The following is an 18,789-nucleotide window of genomic DNA, read 5'->3' as shown; positions in this document are numbered from 1 at the left end:
AATGGATTTTCTTATACACATACGCTTTATTTGTCTGTGTGGTGTTCTATGCCTACCATTGCCAGCATTCCCGGCTGATGTTGCGCCTGCGCTCGTAGAACCGGTGGCTGAAACCCCTGTTTCGCTGGATTTTCAAGATGCGCCGATAAGTGTGATATTGCAAGCGTTAGCGGACTACCAACAGTTGAACTTAGTGGTGATGGATAGCGTAAAAGGAAAGTTGAGTATTCGCCTTAATCAAGTTTCTTGGCAGCAGGCGTTATCCGCTATTTTAAAGGCAGGCCAGTTGGATGCAGAACTGGATGGTAATGTGATGGTGGTTATCCCGCGTCAGGAGAAAGAAGCTCAAAATCAGCGTGATAAACAGCTTGAGGAGCAGCAAACCGAGGAATTACCACTAACTACCTTTAAGTATCGGGTTCGGTATGCGGATGTTAATGAGTTAGTTAAGTTACTCAACGGCCAAAAAGGCCATTTTCTGTCAGACAGGGGAAATATCGTTGCTGATATAAGAACCAATATTGTTATTGTCCGGGACATCGCATCAGCCATGCCGTCAATAGAGTCTTTTCTACAGGAGATAGACAGTCCGCAACCACAAGTCTTGTTAACCGCACATATTGTCACCATCAGCCATGAAAATTTGCAGGAACTGGGCGTCAGATGGGGATGGGGTGGTGACTCGCTGTCAGAGGGCGCGGGTATCAACAGCCAGTTTAATGTGACATTGGCCGCAGGCTCGGCTGCTGGACAAATAGGCTTTCAGGTAGCACGTTTAAACGGGCGCTTGCTGGGGTTGGAGTTGTCAGCCATGGAAGCTGAAAGCAGTGTAGATATTATTGCCAGTCCTCGACTCATGACGGTAAACCGGCAGACCGCCAGTATCAAGCAGGGAACGGAGATTCCTTATGAAGTTTCCAGTGGCGCCAGCGGTGCAACATCCATTGAATTTAAGCAAGCGGTGCTTGGACTTGAAGTTACGCCACAAATCTTTCCGGGAGGTCAGCTAGAACTGGCGCTGCAAATTAGCCAGAACATGCCGGGAAAAGGGCTGAAAAAGGGCGATGGAAGTGAAATTCTAACGATTGATACACAAGAAATTAAAACTCAGGTTTCTGTGGCTGATGGAGAAACCATCGTGCTGGGCGGTATTTTTCAGCAAAATAAAGTATCAGGAAAAGAGCAGGTTCCCGTATTGGGCGACATACCTGTTTTGGGCGCATTGTTTCAGCGTAATTCACATAAGCAGAGTAAACGAGAGCTGGTGATATTTATCACTCCGACTATCATTACATCCCCAGCAGTAATATCAACAGGGAAAACATTGAATGGATAGCGCTGGGAGAAAATATATTTTTCATGATAATGACCATTAAAAATGGCATAAATTGCCAGAAAGTGATTTATCCAATAGCATCCAAATTTGACGCGTAGGCGGATTTAGCTTACAAGTGTCTATCTGAAACTGGTCTGGCATGAGGTTTGAGCCTAAAATTTGATGGAATTATTTGTGTTCTGCCATCAGGAAGTTGGGGTGCTAAAATTTATTAGGTTGCCAAACCACCTATAGTGTTGAGATAATTTCCAGTCTGATCTCACACATCATGCATATGAGGTTTCAGGTGAACTCCCGTTTATGTATTTACCTTAAGGGGCGGGTTGTCATTAACGAATTATCTTAGTAATACCAATAAAATATGGCAGAGAAACGCAATATCTTTCTGATCGGTCCTATGGGTGCAGGTAAAAGCACGATAGGTCGTCAGTTGGCTCAACAGCTTAATATGGAGTTTGTAGACTCCGATCACGAGATTGAACGCCGTACTGGAGCTGATATAGCCTGGGTATTCGACGTAGAAGGCGAAGAAGGTTTTCGCGATCGTGAAGAAAAAGTTATTAACGAACTGACGGAAAAGCAAGGCATTGTCCTCGCGACTGGCGGCGGTTCTGTAAAATCGAAAGAAACCCGTAATCGCTTATCCGCACGCGGTATTGTGGTGTATTTAGAAACCACAATCGAAAAGCAGCTGGCGCGTACTCAGCGCGATAAGAAGCGTCCTCTGTTGCAGGTTGATACACCGCGCGAAGTGTTAGAAGCTTTAGCGTTGGAACGTAATCCTTTATATGAAGAGATTGCCGATGTCACCATTCAGACGGACGATCAAAGCGCTAAAGTTGTTGCAAACCAAATTATTCAGTTAATCGAAAACCGCTGATTTTTAATGTGTTCATTTTGCATTAAATCTAAGAATAAGATTAAAAAGGCATGCTATGGAGAGGGTAAGTGTTACTTTAGGAGAGCGTAGCTATCCTATTACGATTGAGGCTGGTTTGTTTAGCCACCCGGATTCTTTTCTTCCTCTCCGGTCTGGAGACAAAGCATTAATTGTTACTAATGAATCTATTGCTCCGCTCTGTCTGGAAACAGTAAGAAGGAGCTTGGAAACCTTAGGTGTTATTGTTGATTCTGTGATATTGCCTGACGGTGAAAAATATAAAACGCTGTCAGTGATGGATCTGGTCTTCACCCGCTTGCTGGAGAATAATCACGGTCGTGATACCACGCTGGTTGCGTTAGGTGGTGGTGTGATTGGCGACCTGACCGGTTTTGCAGCGGCATGTTATCAACGCGGCGTGCGTTTTATTCAGGTGCCAACCACACTCTTGTCTCAGGTTGATTCATCCGTTGGTGGCAAAACCGCGGTTAATCATCCGCTGGGTAAGAATATGATCGGCGCGTTTTATCAGCCTGCGTCAGTGGTTATCGATCTCAACTGTTTGAAAACACTGCCTAAGCGTGAGCTCTCCTCGGGCATGGCTGAAGTGATTAAGTACGGCATCATTTTGGATGCGGATTTATTCGATTGGCTTGAACAAAATATTGATCGATTGATGGCATTGGATGAACAAGCGATGGGGTACTGCATCCGCCGCTGTTGTGAGATTAAAGCACAAGTGGTGGCCGCTGATGAGCGGGAAAACGGTGTCAGAGCACTGTTAAATCTTGGTCACACCTTTGGTCATGCGATAGAAGCTGAAATGGGTTACGGTAACTGGCTGCACGGTGAAGCGGTATCTGCGGGTATGGTAATGGCTGCTGAAACGGCTAAATTACTGGGCATTTTTAGCCAGCAGGATATTGAGCGAATTAAACACTTGCTACTACGTGCCGATCTCCCGATTTATGGGCCTGATAGTATGAAACCAGAAGCCTATATTCCTCACATGTTGCGCGATAAAAAAACGCTGGCGGGTAAATTACGTTTGGTATTGCCGACGGCCATCGGCCAGTCTGAAGTAAAAAGTGGAGTTGACCACCAAGTTGTGTTGTCAGCAATAGGAAATTGCCTGATATAATTCCAACGCCTATATTTTTTGTCATTTATAAATGCGTTGTTATTGCTATATATCATTTACCTGAAGGGGTTGGAAAGTGCGAGTAGAAGATCAAGACGATTTTGAATCTGATGAAATGAAACTGGATGTTGACGATCGGGTTGCACGTCGTGAGCGTAGCAAACCACAAAAGAGCGCATCGGTATCTCGTCAGCATATCAAGATTGGTATTGGTATTCTGGTGCTACTGCTTCTGATTTTTTTGGTGAGTTCGGCCTTAAAAGCGCCTTCACCACAAAATAATGGGCCTCGTGAAGTCAATTTGGGCACCAACTCAGGTTCTGGTACGCCACAGCAAACGACGGATACTCCGCCAGTTAATAATCCACCGCAGGAAATTACGCCACCTCCGATTTCCGGTACACCGACAGAATCTCAACCACTATCTGGTTCACCAAATCAACAGCGTGTTGAAATTCCAGGGGAGATAACAGATGCTCTAACTGCACAGCAAGAGCAACTGAACCGTTTGAAAGAGACTGAAATGCCAGGTTCTGGTACACCAACTACTGTTGCTGGGCAGCAGCCAACGGGTACGGCTCCAGTAAAAAAACCGGCGCAGTATTCTCAGCCAGCAGCAAGCTCCCCACGGTCAACAACCCAGTCTAAGCCGGTAAGTCAGCCAACGACAACACCAAAACCAACCTCGACACCAAAACCAGCCACACCAAAGGTAAGCGAAGCGCCAACTGCGCCTGTGGCTAAAAGTTCTACGACGGCAGGCACCGTTTCTGGACTGTCAGCTATTCCGGCGAATCGAGTGACGCTACAGGTTAGCAGTGCTTCCCGTTCTGATTCGTTGTTAGCTTTTGCTAAAAAGAACAACATGACGGATTACTGGGTGTATTCAACTCTCCGCGATGGAAAGCCGTGGTTTGTTTTGGTCACCGGCAATTATGCTTCAGCTACGGAAGCGCGTTCTGCATTATCAGGTATGCCGCAAGAAGTTCAGGCTAACAAGCCATGGGTAAGATCGATGCAACAAGTGCATCAGGATCTAAAACAAAAATAACCATAAGATGAGCAAATGTGCTGCTTGAAACAGAGTGCAAAACGCCGTTGTGAATTGTATAAGTAACTGACTCGCAGCATGAAAAAAAATCGTTCTTTTTTAAAATGGGCCGGGGGAAAATATCCTCTAGTCGATGAAATTCGCGAGCATTTGCCTAGAGGGAAGTGTCTAATCGAGCCTTTTGTTGGCGCAGGTTCCGTGTTTCTTAATACTGACTATGATAAATATATTCTGGCAGATATAAATAGCGATCTGATTAATTTATATGAGATTGTTAAAGCGTGTGCCAAGCAAGTAGTAAAAGATGCCAGAGAATTGTTTAATGACGAGCATAATCAGGAAGTGGTTTACTACGAGTTGCGTAGAGAGTTTAACCAAAGCCGCGATCGCTATCGTAGGGCATTGCTATTTATCTATTTGAATCGTCATTGTTATAACGGATTGTGCCGTTATAACCTGAGTGGCGAATTTAATGTGCCTTTTGGTCGTTATAAGCGTCCCTATTTTCCGGAAGCCGAAATCTATTTTTTTGCTGAAAAGGCGAAAAGAGCTACGTTCTTTTGTGAGAATTATGAGCAGACCATGATGAAAGCTTCGTCGGGTGCTGTGGTATATTGCGATCCGCCTTATGCTCCTTTATCTGCAACCGCTAATTTTACGGCCTATCACACCAATAACTTCAACCTTAAAGATCAACAACATTTGGCCTTGCTGGCGCGGGATGTGGCTGGTAATTTAGGTGTTCCGGTACTGATCTCTAACCATGCAACCGAATTGACCCGTGAATGGTATAAAGAGGCTCAGTTGGTAGTAGTTAGAGGGCGTAGGACCATCAGCCGCAATGTGGCGGGCAGAACAAAAGTTGATGAATTATTGGCCTTGTATCGCCCAAGTTGATTAAATACTCTGGGTACAGGAAGTTAAACATTCTTAAACCAAACCGCCTGTTTTAAACAATGTTTCGATAACCAGTGGATATATGCATGAATAAATTTCTGATAGCTCCTTCTATTCTTTCTGCTGATTTTGCCCGCTTGGGTGATGATACGGCGAAAGTATTGGCAGCCGGTGCTGATGTAGTGCATTTTGACGTTATGGACAACCATTATGTACCGAATTTAACCATTGGTCCGATGGTTTGTCAGTCACTGCGTGACTACGGTATTACTGCACCCATCGATGTGCATTTGATGGTGAAACCGGTTGATCGAATCATCCCTGATTTTGCTAAGGCTGGAGCATCTTATATCTCTTTCCATCCTGAAGCGTCGGAACATGTTGATCGCACGATTCAGTTGATTAAAGAACAGGGTTGTAAAGCCGGTTTAGTCTTTAATCCCGCTACACCGTTAAGCTATCTCGATTATGTCATGGATAAACTGGATGTGATTTTGCTGATGTCGGTTAACCCAGGTTTTGGCGGACAGTCTTTTATACCAGCCACTTACGATAAGTTGCGGCAGGTTCGCAAGATGATTGATGACAGTGGTTTTGATATTCGCTTGGAAGTCGATGGTGGCGTTAAAGTTGATAACATTGGGCAGATAGCAGCGGCAGGTGCGGATATGTTTGTTGCTGGTTCAGCTATTTTTAATCAGCCTGACTATAAAGCGGTTATTGATCAAATGAGACAGGAACTGGCAAAGGCCACTCAATGAGTATGTTGACCGGTATTAAAGGGGTTGGGTTCGATCTTGATGGTACGCTGGTAAATAGTTTACCGGGTCTGGCTGCGGCTATTGATGCCACATTGAAATCGTTAGGCCTGCCTGCTGCTGGTGAAGAGCGCGTTTCTCATTGGATTGGTAATGGCGCAAATGTGCTGATTATGCGTGCATTGAGCTGGGCCGGTGGTGAGTCATCAAAAGAGTATCAGGATGGTGCTCGTACCCTGTTTGACCGTTATTATAATAAATTTGTGGAACCGGGAACTCAGCTCTACCCCCACGTGGAATCAACCCTGAAAGCGCTAGCTCGCAGTGGCATGAAGATGGCACTGGTAACCAATAAGCCGACTCCCTTTGTTCGGCCTTTATTGAGTTCATTGGGTATTTTAGACTATTTTAGTGTGATTATCGGCGGAGACGATGTGATTGAAAAGAAACCGCATCCGGCACCGATCTATCTGGTTTTAGGCCAGTTAGGATTGCGAGCGGATGAACTGGTTTTTGTCGGCGACTCCCGCAACGATATTCAGGCCGGCCAGGCGGCTGGTTGCCCAACGATAGGATTTTCCTACGGATATAACTATGGCGAATCTATTGCACTGAGTCATCCTGACCGTGTATTAGCTTCATTCGCCGATCTTCTGCCCGCTATCGGGCAGCTTACATCAAAGATGAATTAGGACGAAATCATGAGTAAACCCATTGTATTTAGTGGCGCACAGCCATCAGGTGAATTGACCATTGGTAACTATATGGGAGCGCTGCGTCAATGGGTTCAGATGCAGGATGAGTATGACTGTATATACTGCATTGTTGACCTACATGCGATTACCGTTCGTCAGGATCCAGAAAAACTGCGTAAAGCCACGCTGGATACGCTGGCGCTGTATCTGGCTTGTGGTATCGACCCAAAGAAGAGCACCATCTTTATTCAGTCCCATGTTCCTGAACATGCACAGTTGAGCTGGGTTCTGAATTGTTATACCTATTTTGGCGAGCTGAGCCGTATGACTCAGTTTAAAGATAAATCCAGCCGTTATGCGGAGAATATTAACGCGGGCCTGTTTGACTACCCGGTGTTAATGGCGGCGGATATTCTACTGTATCAGACCAATCAGGTTCCGGTTGGAGAAGACCAGAAACAGCATCTGGAGTTGAGTCGTGATGTGGCACAACGTTTTAACGCACTGTATGGCGATGTGTTTAAAATTCCACAACCGTTCATTCCTAAGTCTGGTGCTCGAGTGATGTCTCTGCTGGAGCCAACCAAGAAGATGTCTAAGTCTGACGAGAATCGCAATAATGTTATTGGCCTGCTGGAAGATCCAAAATCAGTGATGAAAAAACTGAAACGTGCGGTCACTGATTCCGATGAGCCGCCGGTGGTGCGTTATGATATTGAGAATAAAGCCGGAGTTTCTAACCTGTTAGATATGTTGTCTGGGGTAACCGGCAAGTCGATCGCTACGCTGGAACAAGAGTTTGAAGGCAAGATGTACGGCCATCTGAAAACTGAAGTGGCTGAGGCGGTAGCGAATATGTTGACTGAACTTCAAGAACGCTATCACCGTTTTCGTAATGATGAAGCTTTCTTGCAGCAAGTGATGCGTGAAGGCGCAGCCAAAGCCAGTGCACGCGCCAAAGAGACAATAGAAAAGGTTAATCAGGCTGTTGGGTTTGTGGCGATGCCATAACTTATTTTGCCGTTATATCAGCATTCCATTAAAAAGATGGAATGCTGATACAAACGATTGTCACTACTGCCGTTCTATTCTTCGGCTTCCGTTACCTGCTTACGAATGCTCTCTACGTCCACTTTTTCCAGATACTGAATAATGTTGTAGTAAGCCCATTGGTGATAGCCAAACTCGGGCTTTTTAAGTTCTTCAATCGCCTCTTGCTTTGACCAGTTGAGAAATACCATACGGTACATTGCTACCATCAACCCAGTACGATCGCTGCCATGCCAACAGTGAATCAGCACCGGTTTTGGTGCATGGTAGAGCTGCTTTAGAGCCTGTATTACTTGCTGCTCGGTGAAACGACCCGCTTCCATAGGGATGTGGTAAAGCTTCAGTGATGTGCCTTCTGCTTCGCGGTTATCAGTATGGAAGTTACGCAGGTTCAAAATGGATTTAACTCCCCGACGTTCCAGCTCTTGCATCTGTTCTGCACCCGGTTGACCGGAGCGGTAGAGATTTTTATCCACCTGATAAAAATTCGCTAGTGTGGTATCGCTCACTTTGGCTGCTGGCGTATGCACATCGGTTTCAACGGGGATTGAAGCGATCGCAGAAGCAGAGAATAAAACCAGCAGGGTGGAACCAATAACCCCTATCTTTCTGAAAATATTCATGAATAATCCATATGATGGTAAGTGTATCATTGCGATTTTGAGCTTAATCATTCCAAGGTTGCATCATTGCGTTGCTGTATTTTTCAAATCGTTTTAGTACTGCATCAACTTTTTTTATCCGTTCATCCAGCGATCCCTGTAGTGAAATATAAGGGATTTTTCTTACTTTCAAATCAGCGATAATCTGTTGATGGAATATGTGACGTTTCTGCTCGCCACTGCGGTCCCAAGTATCATCATAGGGAATGTCATCTTCGCATAGAAAGAACAGATCGTAGCGTGCGAAATTTTCCAATGCCAATTGTGTTAATAACTCAGGCGCTTTCCCGTGGTAATCCAGAGCAAACATATAGGTAGTTATAGCATTGGTATCAACAAACAAATAGCGATTAGCATTAACAACAGCCCTATCTTCCTGCTGAATATGACCAATCGCGATTTGATTGAAATCTTCAAATCCAATACGTCGGTCGACCTGATGTAGCGTCCAATAGTCACGGCCATATTCACTGGCAAACGTTGTTTGGTAACGCTTGGCTAAAGCTTCTGTAATGGTTGATTTTCCCGTGGACATCGCACCCACGAAGACAACTTTAGTAATCAAATCAGAATAAACTACATCATCAATAAACTGGCGATGCTTTAAAGGATTTTGCCGAATCTCTGTTGCCGAAATTGGCACTGCCACACGCGCTTCATCAATGCGGCGATCTACGGCACCCAATGCTTTACTGACATGATCGCCGTAGAATTCACTGGAATAAAAGTGGGTTATCTTTTGACCGTTCAGCATGGCTAAGATGTAGTTCTCTTGCTCAATTTCAAAATCGCGATCGTTGGAATAGCCTTCAGGGCCATCCCAAGCTTCAATCACTTTAACCTGCGGATAGAGTTTGCGAATCCAGTTAGCCCGTACTGAAAGTGGGATAGTCGTCACTGATGTGTTGTAAATTAGGACGTAAAGTTCATCGACTTCTTTCAGAGCCGTCTCAATGACATATTGATGCCCCTTATGAAACGGCGCGAATTTTCCTAATGTTAATCCTGTGGTGCTCATGGTTATCCTTCAAACTTGTTTTTTCGTCCCTTGATGCCAATTCCAATAACCATAGATGGCATTGAGTAAAAAGGCGCTCCACATAACGATCATCATGGCACTGTTTTCAGCGCCATGAACAAAGCGGTAAATCCAAATAATGATGGTGAAAATATTGAGGACGATATAGGTTAGCCATTGCTCCTTATAGCGCCAAACCATAAGTAGAGTAGCGACAATGGACAGAACAACGGTCGTGGCGTCAATATAGGGCGTATTTTGTTTCGGGATCTGAGCCAGTATGACACCCACAGCGAGGCTACCAACAATACAGACAGCTATTGATAGCATCAGCCCTTGGCAGGACAGGCTACGCATTTCCACCTGATGACCATTCATTTTCTTTTTCCACATCATGAAACCAAAAATGTTCATTGGCACAAAAAACAGCAGGTTCAATGCGACTTCGCCGTTTAGATGATTTATCCAAGACAGGTAAGCATAGCCGAGGGTGTTGTACATCCCGAAAATGTAGGTGTAGATGTGGCCTTTGGCAGCCAGCACTACGCAGAAAACCCCAGTTAAAAAAACGGAGAGGCCGAACCCACTATCGCGCCAAAGAATGGTTAAGACAATAGCGATGGTTGAAAAGGTAGCGAGCCAAACAAGTTCATAAGTTCGCCAGTTCTTCAATGTCAGTAAACTACTCATTCTGTTATTTTATCGCATCCCTGTATTTTTCGAACGCTGTGGCAATACAACACATAGTCTTATCACCACGAGCATCGATTTTTAGCCTGAATATTTTAATGATGTCATCTTCACATCATAACTATTTTTCCAATACTTTTCTTAATCTATTGCCCGAGGGCGATTCACGCTCATTTTCTGACAAAAAATCACTTTACAATTCATTTATATAGGATGTGTTTCGACATTAAACTCAACGAAACCGATTGCTTTATTATGAGATGCATATATTATACGGCGAATTTTTTGGCCCGGATTTAAGGAGATATTGTGTCGCAAGATAACAATTATAGTCAGGGGCCTGTCCCCCTGACTGCGCGGAAAGGCGTGATTTCATTGACATTCGTCATGTTGGGATTAACGTTTTTTTCAGCCAGTATGTGGACCGGAGGAACGCTCGGTACCGGTCTTTCCTATAATGATTTCTTTTTAGCGGTTCTCTTCGGTAATCTCCTCCTCGGTATCTATACAGCATTTCTTGGTTATATCGGTTCTAAAACCGGACTCTCTACCCACCTTCTGGCGCGTTACTCATTTGGTATTAAAGGTTCATGGCTCCCTTCCTTCTTGTTAGGCGGTACTCAGGTTGGCTGGTTTGGCGTGGGCGTGGCAATGTTTGCTATTCCGGTTAGCAAAGCGACGGGATTGGATACCAATATGCTGATTATGGTCTCCGGTCTGTTGATGACGGTAACTATCTTCTTCGGTATCTCTGCGTTAACGGTTTTGTCAGCCATTGCGGTACCAGCGATTGCGATTCTTGGTAGTTACTCTGTCTGGTTAGCGGTGAATGATGTTGGTGGATTGGATCACTTACGCGCTATTGTGCCTGAAACTCCACTTAACTTTTCTACCGCGCTGGCGTTGGTAGTCGGTTCATTTATCAGTGCCGGTACGTTAACCGCTGATTTTGTGCGCTTTGGCCGCAGTGCTAAAGGTGCCGTTTTGGTAGCAATGATTGCTTTTTTCCTCGGTAACTCCCTGATGTTTATCTTTGGAGCGGCAGGTGCTGCTGCGGTAGGGCAGGCGGATATTTCTGACGTAATGATTGCTCAGGGCCTTTTGATTCCGGCCATTGTGGTACTGGGTTTGAATATCTGGACCACCAATGATAACGCGCTGTATGCTTCTGGTCTGGGTTTTGCCAATATTACCGGATTTTCCAGCCGAACTCTGTCCGTGGTTAACGGCGTTATCGGTACGCTGACGGCACTGTGGCTGTATAATAACTTCGTTGGTTGGCTGACTTTCCTGTCCGCCGCGATCCCACCAATTGGTGGCGTGATTATCGCTGACTATCTGATGAACCATCGCCGCTACGCTGCTGACTTCAGTAAGGCTCATTTTCTGACGGTAAACTGGGTAGCAATTCTGGCTGTTGCTATCGGTATCGTGGCCGGTAACTACTTACCGGGTATTGTGCCGGTTAATGCCGTGTTAGGTGGTGTTATTAGCTACATGCTGTTTAATCCGTTAGTTAACCGTAAATTTGTCAAACTGCCAGAGGTAGGTCATGCAGAATAATTCCGTTGTTATTACCAATGCTCGTCTACAGGGGCGTGATGGCCTTTGGCAGCTTTCTATTGAAAATGGTGTCTTTAGTCGCATTGAGCCACAAGATTCTGCGGCACCGGTTATTGGACAGACGATTGATGCGGAAGGCGGCTTAGCTATTCCTCCGTTTGTTGAACCACATATCCATCTGGACACTACCCAAACCGCCGGTGAGCCAAACTGGAACCAGTCTGGTACCTTGTTTGAAGGTATTGAGCGTTGGGCTGAACGTAAAGCGATGTTGACTCACGACGATGTGAAACAGCGTGCAATGCAAACCCTGAAATGGCAAATGGCCAATGGAATCCAGCACGTTCGTACTCATGTGGATGTGTCTGACCCAACCTTGACTGCGCTGAAAGCGATGCTGGAAGTGAAGCAGGAAGTGTCTTCGTGGGTGGATCTGCAAATTGTTGCTTTCCCGCAGGAGGGGATTCTCTCCTATCCAAACGGTGAGGCGCTGATGGAAGAGGCGGTGCGCCTCGGTGCAGATGTTATTGGTGCCATTCCTCATTTTGAATTCACCCGTGAATACGGCGTGGAATCACTGCATAAGACTTTTGCACTGGCGCAGAAATACGATCGCTTAATTGATGTGCATTGTGATGAGATTGATGACGAGCAGTCACGTTTTGTTGAGACGGTGGCGGCTTTGGCCCATCGTGATGGTACTGGTGCGCGCGTTACCGCCAGCCATACTACCGCGATGCACTCTTATAATGGGGCTTATACTTCTCGTCTGTTCCGCTTGTTAAAGATGTCTGGTATCAACTTTGTTGCTAATCCGCTGGTGAATATTCACTTACAGGGCCGTTTTGATACGTACCCAAAACGCCGTGGAATTACGCGGGTAAAAGAGATGCTGGAAGCGGGTATCAATGTTTGCTTTGGTCATGACGATGTGTATGACCCTTGGTATCCACTGGGTACGGCGAATATGCTGCAGGTGTTGCATATGGGGCTGCATGTTTGCCAACTGATGGGCTATGGTCAGATTAATGATGGTTTGAACCTGATTACTACCCATAGTGCTAAAACGTTGAACCTACAGGATTATGGTATTGAAACCGGGCGTTCAGGTAATCTGGTGATTTTACCGGCGGAGAACGGTTTTGATGCGGTTCGCCGTCAGACACCGGTACGTTATTCTGTACGCCGGGGCAAGGTGATTGCCCAGACTATTCCAAGCCAAACCACGTTGTATCTGAATCAGCCGGAAAACGTGAGCTTTAAGCGTTGATTTACGTTTGCTGAATAGATGAAGGGTCGGATAGATTATCCGGCCCTTTTTTTGTCCGCTAAATCAGTAGCCGATGAGGGGGAAAATCACTAGAATCGGGAAGGTTTAAATTTATTGCTACCTAACAAGAAGGTATTTTCCTATGTTGAAGCGTATTTGTATCACCTTAACGGCGCTATTCTCTCTGGTATTACTTGCTCCTGCTGCACTGGCTGCGAATCCACACGTTATGCTGACCACCTCTATGGGTAATATTGAAATTGAGTTGGATCAGGACAAAGCTCCGATCTCTACCAAAAATTTTATTGCTTATGTTAAAGATGGTTTTTATGACGGAACGATTTTCCACCGCGTGATCCCCGGTTTTATGGCGCAAGGCGGTGGTTTCACCGCTGAGATGAATCAGAAGAAGCCAAATGCTCCAATTAAAAACGAAGCGGCTAATGGTTTGAAAAACGAGCGAGGAACTATTGCGATGGCGCGTACCAATGCGGTTGACAGCGCAACCAGCCAGTTCTTTATTAACGTGGTTGATAACGATTTCCTTGACCAGTCTGCAGGTAACTTTGGTTATGCGGTGTTTGGTAAAGTGGTGAAAGGAATGGACGTTGTAGACCAAATGATGAAAGAGAAAACTCAGTTTTCTGGTCAACATCAGGATGTTCCGGTTACGCCGATTGTGATTAAGTCGGCGAAGGTCATGCCGTAATCTTGTAATTTATACTGTTAGTAGTCTAAGGAATCTTGGGCTACTAACAGATTTGCCCATTTCCATTTCAGCGTATATTCCGGCCGTAAAAAACATCAGCAAATATCACTAGGTGCTGGCCGTGAAGGCCATCTACTCAGCTTGAGTGTGCGTCGGGCGGCCTAGGGCCATGACAAAAACACCTTTGGGCCAGCGCTCGCCTGCGTCTGTAAAGGTCATCCTCCAACGAGCTAAAGGATATTGCGCCTGATTCCTCTATCCAATCCATTTGATTGGCTAAAGAAACCGGGCACACACTATAAAAAAAACAGGTTTTTATGTAAGCACTGACTAACTTAACGGCTTAGTCACCCTGTCCACGACATACAATATGGAACGATAAGGCACACCGGAATGTTCCGTTAAGCCAATCTCACAGGTGCGGCTGTTGGATACGCCTTCTACGCAGTTAGCCGGTACTTGCTGACTCAACAGACGCAGTGCACTGGCATTTAGCTCTGGGGTCTTTATCCCTTTATCTCCGGCAAAACCACAGCAGTGAATACCGTCAGGAATAACGACCTGAGTACAGCAGCGATCTAATAGGTTTTTCATTGGTGCTGATAAACCCATCTTCACGCTGGAACAGGTGACATGCAGCATGATTGGGCTATCTTCCGGAGTGAACGCTAACTTATCCAACAGATAGTGATTTACAAAACCGACCGGCTCAAACAGTGCCATTGGTTTGGTGAAGCCTTCTACCGCGCGCAGGGCACAAGGGCTGGTATCAATCAGTACTGGATATTTCCCCTGTTCGCTGGCTTCCCAAAGCGCTTGTTCCATATCAGCGAGTCTTTCCGATGCAACAGAGGTGATACCTTTGCTGTTATAAGGCATACCGCAGCACAGGCTATCCAGCTTTTGTGGATAAATCACCGAGAAGCCCGCTTTATTTAACAGGCTTTCTACGATGTCTGTGAGAGGACGTTGGTCTGCATCATTGGTTGATGGTCCCATGGTGCGTGATGCACAGCTTGGTAAATAGACCACTTTCAGATCGCCGGCGACTAATTTCGGCGCTTTTGGTGATGTGGCTCCACGCGGGAAAGACGGAGTTAACAGCGGTATATATCCTGCGCTGGCAACGTGTATCGCTTTGGTCATTTTGCCAAAACGTGGCTGACCAATAATCTTACCCGTGGCGGCAATGGTATTTAATGCCAGACGAGCACCACCGGTAATCGTCGTGAAGTGGTCGGCGGTCCAACGGGCGATGCGTTCATAGCGCATATTGCGTTGGGTACGAATGTCGCGGATCAGTTCACCTGTGTTAATTCCCACTGGGCAGCGGCGCGCGCACAGGCCGGTAGCGGCACAGGTTGCATCACCCAGATAAAGGAAGTCTTTCTCCAGTTTTTTGAGTCGCTTATTATCATCACCGCTGCGGCGCAGGCGGCTAATCTCGCGCCACATCACGATGCGTTGGCGAGGAGAGAAAGAGAGGCTGGTGGAAGGACAAACGGGTTCACAGAATCCACATTCAATACAGCTATCTACGCGTTTATCGGCGGCAGGCAGCAATTTTAAGTTTTGCAGATGGGCCTGATGGTCACGGTTAAGCAGTACTCCAGGACTTAACAGATGATTTGGATCGAGCAGATTTTTCAGTTGCCACATTAGCTCATAAGCTTCACTTCCCCACTCCAGCTCGACAAAAGACGCCATATTACGGCCGGTACCATGTTCAGCTTTGAGTGAGCCTTTATATTCAACCGCCACTAAGTGAGCAATATCTTCCATAAAGATCTGATAGCGGGAGACTTCTGCCGGAGAGTCGAAAGATTGCTGGAAGACAAAGTGCATATTGCCATCCAGCGCATGACCATAAATAACCGCATTGTAGTCATGTTTGATAAACAATTTACGCAGGTCGCGTACCCCGGCAGCCAAATGCTCAATCGGAAACGCTACATCCTCAATAATTACCGTTGATCCCACCGGACGAACGGCACCAATCGCCGGGAAGATGCCTTTACGAATAGCCCACAGGCGACCAAATTCTTCCGGTTTATCGGTGAAGGGAACCTGTTGTTCCAGCGTGAATCCAGCAATGGATGACATAATTTGTGCCATCTTATTTTTCAGCGTATCGGCATCGGCTGCGCGGACTTCAACCAGTAGCGCCGTGGCATCTTCACTGAGATGAGGCATAAAGTCGGGTAGACCCTCTTCATTCTCTACTGAAGCCAGCGCACCGCGATCCATCAGTTCTACGGCAGAAACCGGCTGCTGTTTCAGGATACGCGTTGCTTCACAGGCGGCTTCAATGTCACTGAAGACAAACAGGGCTGAGGCTTTAAACGGATGCTCTTCCACCGTGCGATAGGTGATTTCTGCAATAAATCCTAATGTACCTTCTGAACCAATCATCAGATGGGTCAGGATATCCAGCGGATAGTCGAAATCAACCAGCGCATTTAGGCTATACCCGGTAGTATTTTTTAGTCGATATTTATGATGAATCAGCTCTGCCAGATGGCTATTTGCTTTGGTTTGCTGAGCCAGTTGTCCCAGTTGCTCCAGCATTTTTCCGTGGGTTTTATTGAGGGACGCAACGGATTCGCTGTCGGCGGTATCAATCAGCGTACCATCGGCTAGAATTAGGCGCATTGCCTGTAGCGTTTGGTAAGAGTTTTGGGCGGTGCCACAACACATGCCGCTGGCATTATTGGCTGCAATACCGCCAATTTTACAGGCGTCAATAGAGGCTGGGTCCGGGCCAATTTTACGACCAAAAGGCGCAAGATAACGGTTAGCGTCTGCACCAATCACACCCGGCTTCAGGGAAATATAACCCGCATCACCAAAAATCTTATACTGGCGCCAATTGTCGCCCAAAATAATCAGAATAGAGTCAGTAATCGCCTGACCGGACAGGCTGGTGCCCGCTGCTCGGAAGGTCACTGGAAGTTTATGTTTTTTCGCCAGTACCAACGTTTGTTGTACTTCACGCTCGTTATTAACACGTACAACGATTTGAGGGATCAGACGATAACAACTGGCATCAGTACCATAAGCCATGGTTCTTGATGGATCGGTATAGATAAATTCTTTAGCGATAACACGGCAAAGTTCACGATAAAAAGGTTGGTAAGACACTTTCATTTATACTTCCTTTATTTTGCTTTTATGCAATTCTGTCTTTCTTTGTTGTTGATTATAATAATAAAAACATGAAATTATTGTGATCTCAATCTATCTTTAATCGCGATTGAATCGATTCATATTACAAATATGTTCCCAGCGCGTTGTTAGTGAGTTCAATCTCCCGTCATTTTTAGCCGATGTGTTGCTGGTTGAGATAAACGGAATTTTTATTAATGATCCTCGGTTGAGTCATTTATACTGTGTCAGTGTAGGATATTGTGCATAGTGACATGCTGCGTCCTTGCTGAATAAAAACGTCTGACAGGTGCACTTTTCGGCTCGGTGGAGTCGTTATATATAGGATGAACTCTGATGTTAGAACCTCTTGTTATTGCCAAAAGCAATGAGTTAGCACTGGCGATTTTGCCTGCGCTGGCTAACCGTCATGGATTGATTACCGGTGCAACCGGAACAGGAAAAACCGTCTCGCTGCAGAAAATGGCAGAAAGTTTTTCACGAATTGGCGTGCCGGTATTTATGGCAGACGTTAAAGGCGACCTGTCGGGTATTGCTGCAGAAGGGGTAATGAACCCGAAACTTCAGTCTCGTCTGGAAGCGTTAAAAGTAACCGACTGGGATGCAGCGGCTTGTCCTACCGTATTCTGGGATGTTTTTGGTGAGAAAGGGCATCCAGTTCGCGCAACGGTTTCCGATATGGGGCCAATTCTACTTTCCCGGCTTCTGAATCTGAATGATGTTCAGTCTGGCGTGCTGCAATTAGTGTTTAAAATTGCCGATGATAACGGCCTGTTGCTGCTGGATATGAAAGATCTTCGCTCAATGGTGCAGTTTGTTGGTGATAATGGCAAACAGTTCCAAACCGAATACGGCAATATCTCCAGCGCTTCGATTGGCGCTATTCAGCGTGGTTTGCTGACGTTGGAGCAGCAAGGGGCTGAGAGTTTCTTTGGCGAGCCAATGCTAGATATTTTCGACCTAATAAAAACCAATGCATCAGGTCAGGGTATCGTCAATATTCTGGCGGCGGACAAGCTGTATAACCAACCAAAACTGTATGCGATTTTCCTACTGTGGCTGTTATCTGAGCTGTTTGAACATTTGCCGGAAGTGGGGGATATGGATAAGCCGAAGATGGTGTTTTTCTTCGATGAGGCTCATCTGCTGTTTAACGATGCGCCAACGGCACTGCTAGAAAAAATTGAACAAGTGGTGCGTCTGATTCGTTCTAAAGGCGTTGGTATCTATTTTGTTACTCAAAACCCACTGGATATACCGGATAGCGTGCTGGGGCAGTTGGGCAATCGGGTACAACATGCGTTGCGTGCGTTTACGCCACGGGATCAAAAAGCGGTTAGAGCAGCGGCAGAAACCATGCGGGCAAATCCGGCATTTAATGCAGAGCAGGCAATTACCGAATTGGGCGTTGGTGAAGCGTTGATTTCATTTTTGGATGAGAAAGGGCGTCCAAATATTGTTGAGCGTGGCTTTGTGATTGCACCTTGTTCTCGCATGGGAGCACTGAGTGATGATGAACGTAATGGCCTGATTAACCGCTCTCCGCTGTATGGTCGCTATGAAGAGATGATCGATCGCGAATCTGCCTATGAAAAACTGATGGCGGGCGCCGGTGTTGCAACGCCGGCGGCGAAAGAAACGCCAGCGAAGCAGGCGGAAGGTCAGCAGCAACAGAGTGATGATGGCGGTTTAATGGGTAGCCTGAACGATATTCTGTTTGGCACAACCGGCCCACGCGGTGGTAAAAAAGAGGGTCTGGTACAGGCGGCTGCCAAATCGATGACTCGTCAGTTAGGCAACCAGATAGTACGGGGTATTTTAGGTAGTATTCTGGGTGGTAAACGTAGATAACTTAATCGATTGTTATCCGATAAAATGGCGGCCTTAGGGGCCGCCATTTTTCT

Annotated in this window: 16 protein-coding genes; 12 read left to right on the top strand and 4 right to left on the bottom strand. The window is 46.1% G+C overall.

Annotation, left to right across the window (positions count from 1 at the left end; all coding sequences use genetic code 11):
• Position 1 precedes the first annotated feature (1 nt).
• The 8 genes from hofQ to trpS all read left to right on the top strand — a co-directional run bounded on the left by hofQ (position 2) and on the right by trpS (position 7,769).
• On the top strand, positions 2 to 1,336 hold the full coding sequence (gene hofQ, locus HYN51_RS14265; protein WP_108900625.1) for a DNA uptake porin HofQ: 1,335 nt from the start codon (positions 2 to 4) through the stop codon (positions 1,334 to 1,336).
• Positions 1,337 to 1,697: 361 nt separating this feature from the next.
• The gene (gene aroK / locus HYN51_RS14260; protein WP_108900624.1) at positions 1,698 to 2,216 is read left to right on the top strand and encodes a shikimate kinase AroK; all 519 of its coding nucleotides are present in this window, start codon (positions 1,698 to 1,700) and stop codon (positions 2,214 to 2,216) included.
• A gap of 55 nt (positions 2,217 to 2,271) precedes the next feature.
• On the top strand, positions 2,272 to 3,357 hold the full coding sequence (gene aroB / locus HYN51_RS14255; protein ID WP_108900623.1) for a 3-dehydroquinate synthase: 1,086 nt from the start codon (positions 2,272 to 2,274) through the stop codon (positions 3,355 to 3,357).
• Positions 3,358 to 3,433: 76 nt separating this feature from the next.
• On the top strand, positions 3,434 to 4,408 hold the full coding sequence (locus HYN51_RS14250; RefSeq protein WP_108900622.1) for an SPOR domain-containing protein: 975 nt from the start codon (positions 3,434 to 3,436) through the stop codon (positions 4,406 to 4,408).
• A gap of 78 nt (positions 4,409 to 4,486) precedes the next feature.
• Complete coding sequence (gene dam / locus HYN51_RS14245) at positions 4,487 to 5,305, top strand: adenine-specific DNA-methyltransferase (protein WP_108900621.1); 819 nt, start codon at positions 4,487 to 4,489, stop codon at positions 5,303 to 5,305.
• Between the two features lie 86 nt (positions 5,306 to 5,391).
• Complete coding sequence (rpe, locus tag HYN51_RS14240; protein ID WP_108900620.1) at positions 5,392 to 6,066, top strand: ribulose-phosphate 3-epimerase; 675 nt, start codon at positions 5,392 to 5,394, stop codon at positions 6,064 to 6,066.
• Positions 6,063 to 6,755 (top strand): phosphoglycolate phosphatase, encoded by a 693-nt coding sequence (locus tag HYN51_RS14235; RefSeq protein WP_108900619.1) that lies wholly within the window; start codon positions 6,063 to 6,065, stop codon positions 6,753 to 6,755. Before rpe ends, HYN51_RS14235 begins: the two co-directional genes overlap by 4 nt.
• Before the next feature lie 9 nt (positions 6,756 to 6,764).
• On the top strand, positions 6,765 to 7,769 hold the full coding sequence (trpS, locus tag HYN51_RS14230; RefSeq protein WP_108900618.1) for a tryptophan--tRNA ligase: 1,005 nt from the start codon (positions 6,765 to 6,767) through the stop codon (positions 7,767 to 7,769).
• Between the two features lie 74 nt (positions 7,770 to 7,843).
• Here the strand turns inward: trpS and HYN51_RS14225 are convergent, their stop codons facing one another.
• The 3 genes from HYN51_RS14225 to pnuC are packed head-to-tail and all read right to left on the bottom strand — an operon-like array spanning position 7,844 to position 10,178.
• Complete coding sequence (locus HYN51_RS14225; protein ID WP_157953052.1) at positions 7,844 to 8,431, bottom strand: dual specificity protein phosphatase family protein; 588 nt, start codon at positions 8,429 to 8,431, stop codon at positions 7,844 to 7,846.
• Between the two features lie 43 nt (positions 8,432 to 8,474).
• The gene (locus HYN51_RS14220; RefSeq protein ID WP_108900616.1) at positions 8,475 to 9,488 is read right to left on the bottom strand and encodes an AAA family ATPase; all 1,014 of its coding nucleotides are present in this window, start codon (positions 9,486 to 9,488) and stop codon (positions 8,475 to 8,477) included.
• A gap of 9 nt (positions 9,489 to 9,497) precedes the next feature.
• On the bottom strand, positions 9,498 to 10,178 hold the full coding sequence (gene pnuC / locus HYN51_RS14215) for a nicotinamide riboside transporter PnuC (RefSeq protein ID WP_108900615.1): 681 nt from the start codon (positions 10,176 to 10,178) through the stop codon (positions 9,498 to 9,500).
• A 309-nt stretch (positions 10,179 to 10,487) separates the two neighbouring features.
• Here pnuC and codB point away from each other — a divergent pair, with 309 nt between their 5' ends.
• The 3 genes from codB (at position 10,488) to HYN51_RS14200 (ending at position 13,720) form a co-directional block, all read left to right on the top strand.
• Positions 10,488 to 11,741: a cytosine permease gene (gene codB / locus HYN51_RS14210; protein ID WP_108900614.1), complete on the top strand. Its 1,254-nt coding sequence runs from the start codon at positions 10,488 to 10,490 to the stop codon at positions 11,739 to 11,741.
• Complete coding sequence (locus HYN51_RS14205) at positions 11,731 to 13,011, top strand: cytosine deaminase (protein WP_108900613.1); 1,281 nt, start codon at positions 11,731 to 11,733, stop codon at positions 13,009 to 13,011. The genes codB and HYN51_RS14205 overlap by 11 nt, the downstream gene beginning before the upstream one ends.
• 142 nt (positions 13,012 to 13,153) lie before the next feature.
• Positions 13,154 to 13,720 carry a peptidylprolyl isomerase gene (locus HYN51_RS14200; protein ID WP_108900612.1) on the top strand — a complete coding sequence of 189 codons (567 nt, stop codon included), beginning with the start codon at positions 13,154 to 13,156 and terminating at the stop codon, positions 13,718 to 13,720.
• 330 nt (positions 13,721 to 14,050) lie between these two features.
• Here HYN51_RS14200 and HYN51_RS14195 read toward each other — a convergent pair whose 3' ends face one another.
• Positions 14,051 to 16,867 carry an FAD-binding and (Fe-S)-binding domain-containing protein gene (locus HYN51_RS14195; protein WP_108900611.1) on the bottom strand — a complete coding sequence of 939 codons (2,817 nt, stop codon included), beginning with the start codon at positions 16,865 to 16,867 and terminating at the stop codon, positions 14,051 to 14,053.
• 354 nt (positions 16,868 to 17,221) lie between these two features.
• Between HYN51_RS14195 and HYN51_RS14190 the strand changes: the two genes are divergently transcribed.
• On the top strand, positions 17,222 to 18,736 hold the full coding sequence (locus tag HYN51_RS14190; RefSeq protein WP_108900610.1) for a helicase HerA-like C-terminal domain-containing protein: 1,515 nt from the start codon (positions 17,222 to 17,224) through the stop codon (positions 18,734 to 18,736).
• The last annotated feature ends 53 nt before the right edge of the window (positions 18,737 to 18,789 follow it).

It is taken from the genome of Limnobaculum parvum, assembly GCF_003096015.2.
Taxonomy (GTDB): Bacteria; Pseudomonadota; Gammaproteobacteria; order Enterobacterales; family Enterobacteriaceae; genus Limnobaculum; species Limnobaculum parvum.
The sequence above is the reverse complement of the archived record's forward strand: the minus strand, read 5'-3'. Positions and strand labels throughout refer to the sequence as shown.

Coding starts and splice junctions, on each gene's coding strand:
- HYN51_RS14225 (WP_157953052.1), bottom strand. CDS start 8,431: ATGAATATTTTCAGAAAGATAGGGGTTATTGGTTCCACCCTGCTGGTT.
- hofQ (WP_108900625.1), top strand. CDS start 2: ATGGATTTTCTTATACACATACGCTTTATTTGTCTGTGTGGTGTTCTA.
- HYN51_RS14190 (WP_108900610.1), top strand. CDS start 17,222: ATGTTAGAACCTCTTGTTATTGCCAAAAGCAATGAGTTAGCACTGGCG.
- aroK (WP_108900624.1), top strand. CDS start 1,698: ATGGCAGAGAAACGCAATATCTTTCTGATCGGTCCTATGGGTGCAGGT.
- dam (WP_108900621.1), top strand. CDS start 4,487: ATGAAAAAAAATCGTTCTTTTTTAAAATGGGCCGGGGGAAAATATCCT.
- HYN51_RS14205 (WP_108900613.1), top strand. CDS start 11,731: ATGCAGAATAATTCCGTTGTTATTACCAATGCTCGTCTACAGGGGCGT.
- HYN51_RS14195 (WP_108900611.1), bottom strand. CDS start 16,867: ATGAAAGTGTCTTACCAACCTTTTTATCGTGAACTTTGCCGTGTTATC.
- rpe (WP_108900620.1), top strand. CDS start 5,392: ATGAATAAATTTCTGATAGCTCCTTCTATTCTTTCTGCTGATTTTGCC.
- HYN51_RS14200 (WP_108900612.1), top strand. CDS start 13,154: ATGTTGAAGCGTATTTGTATCACCTTAACGGCGCTATTCTCTCTGGTA.
- aroB (WP_108900623.1), top strand. CDS start 2,272: ATGGAGAGGGTAAGTGTTACTTTAGGAGAGCGTAGCTATCCTATTACG.
- HYN51_RS14235 (WP_108900619.1), top strand. CDS start 6,063: ATGAGTATGTTGACCGGTATTAAAGGGGTTGGGTTCGATCTTGATGGT.
- pnuC (WP_108900615.1), bottom strand. CDS start 10,178: ATGAGTAGTTTACTGACATTGAAGAACTGGCGAACTTATGAACTTGTT.
- trpS (WP_108900618.1), top strand. CDS start 6,765: ATGAGTAAACCCATTGTATTTAGTGGCGCACAGCCATCAGGTGAATTG.
- HYN51_RS14220 (WP_108900616.1), bottom strand. CDS start 9,488: ATGAGCACCACAGGATTAACATTAGGAAAATTCGCGCCGTTTCATAAG.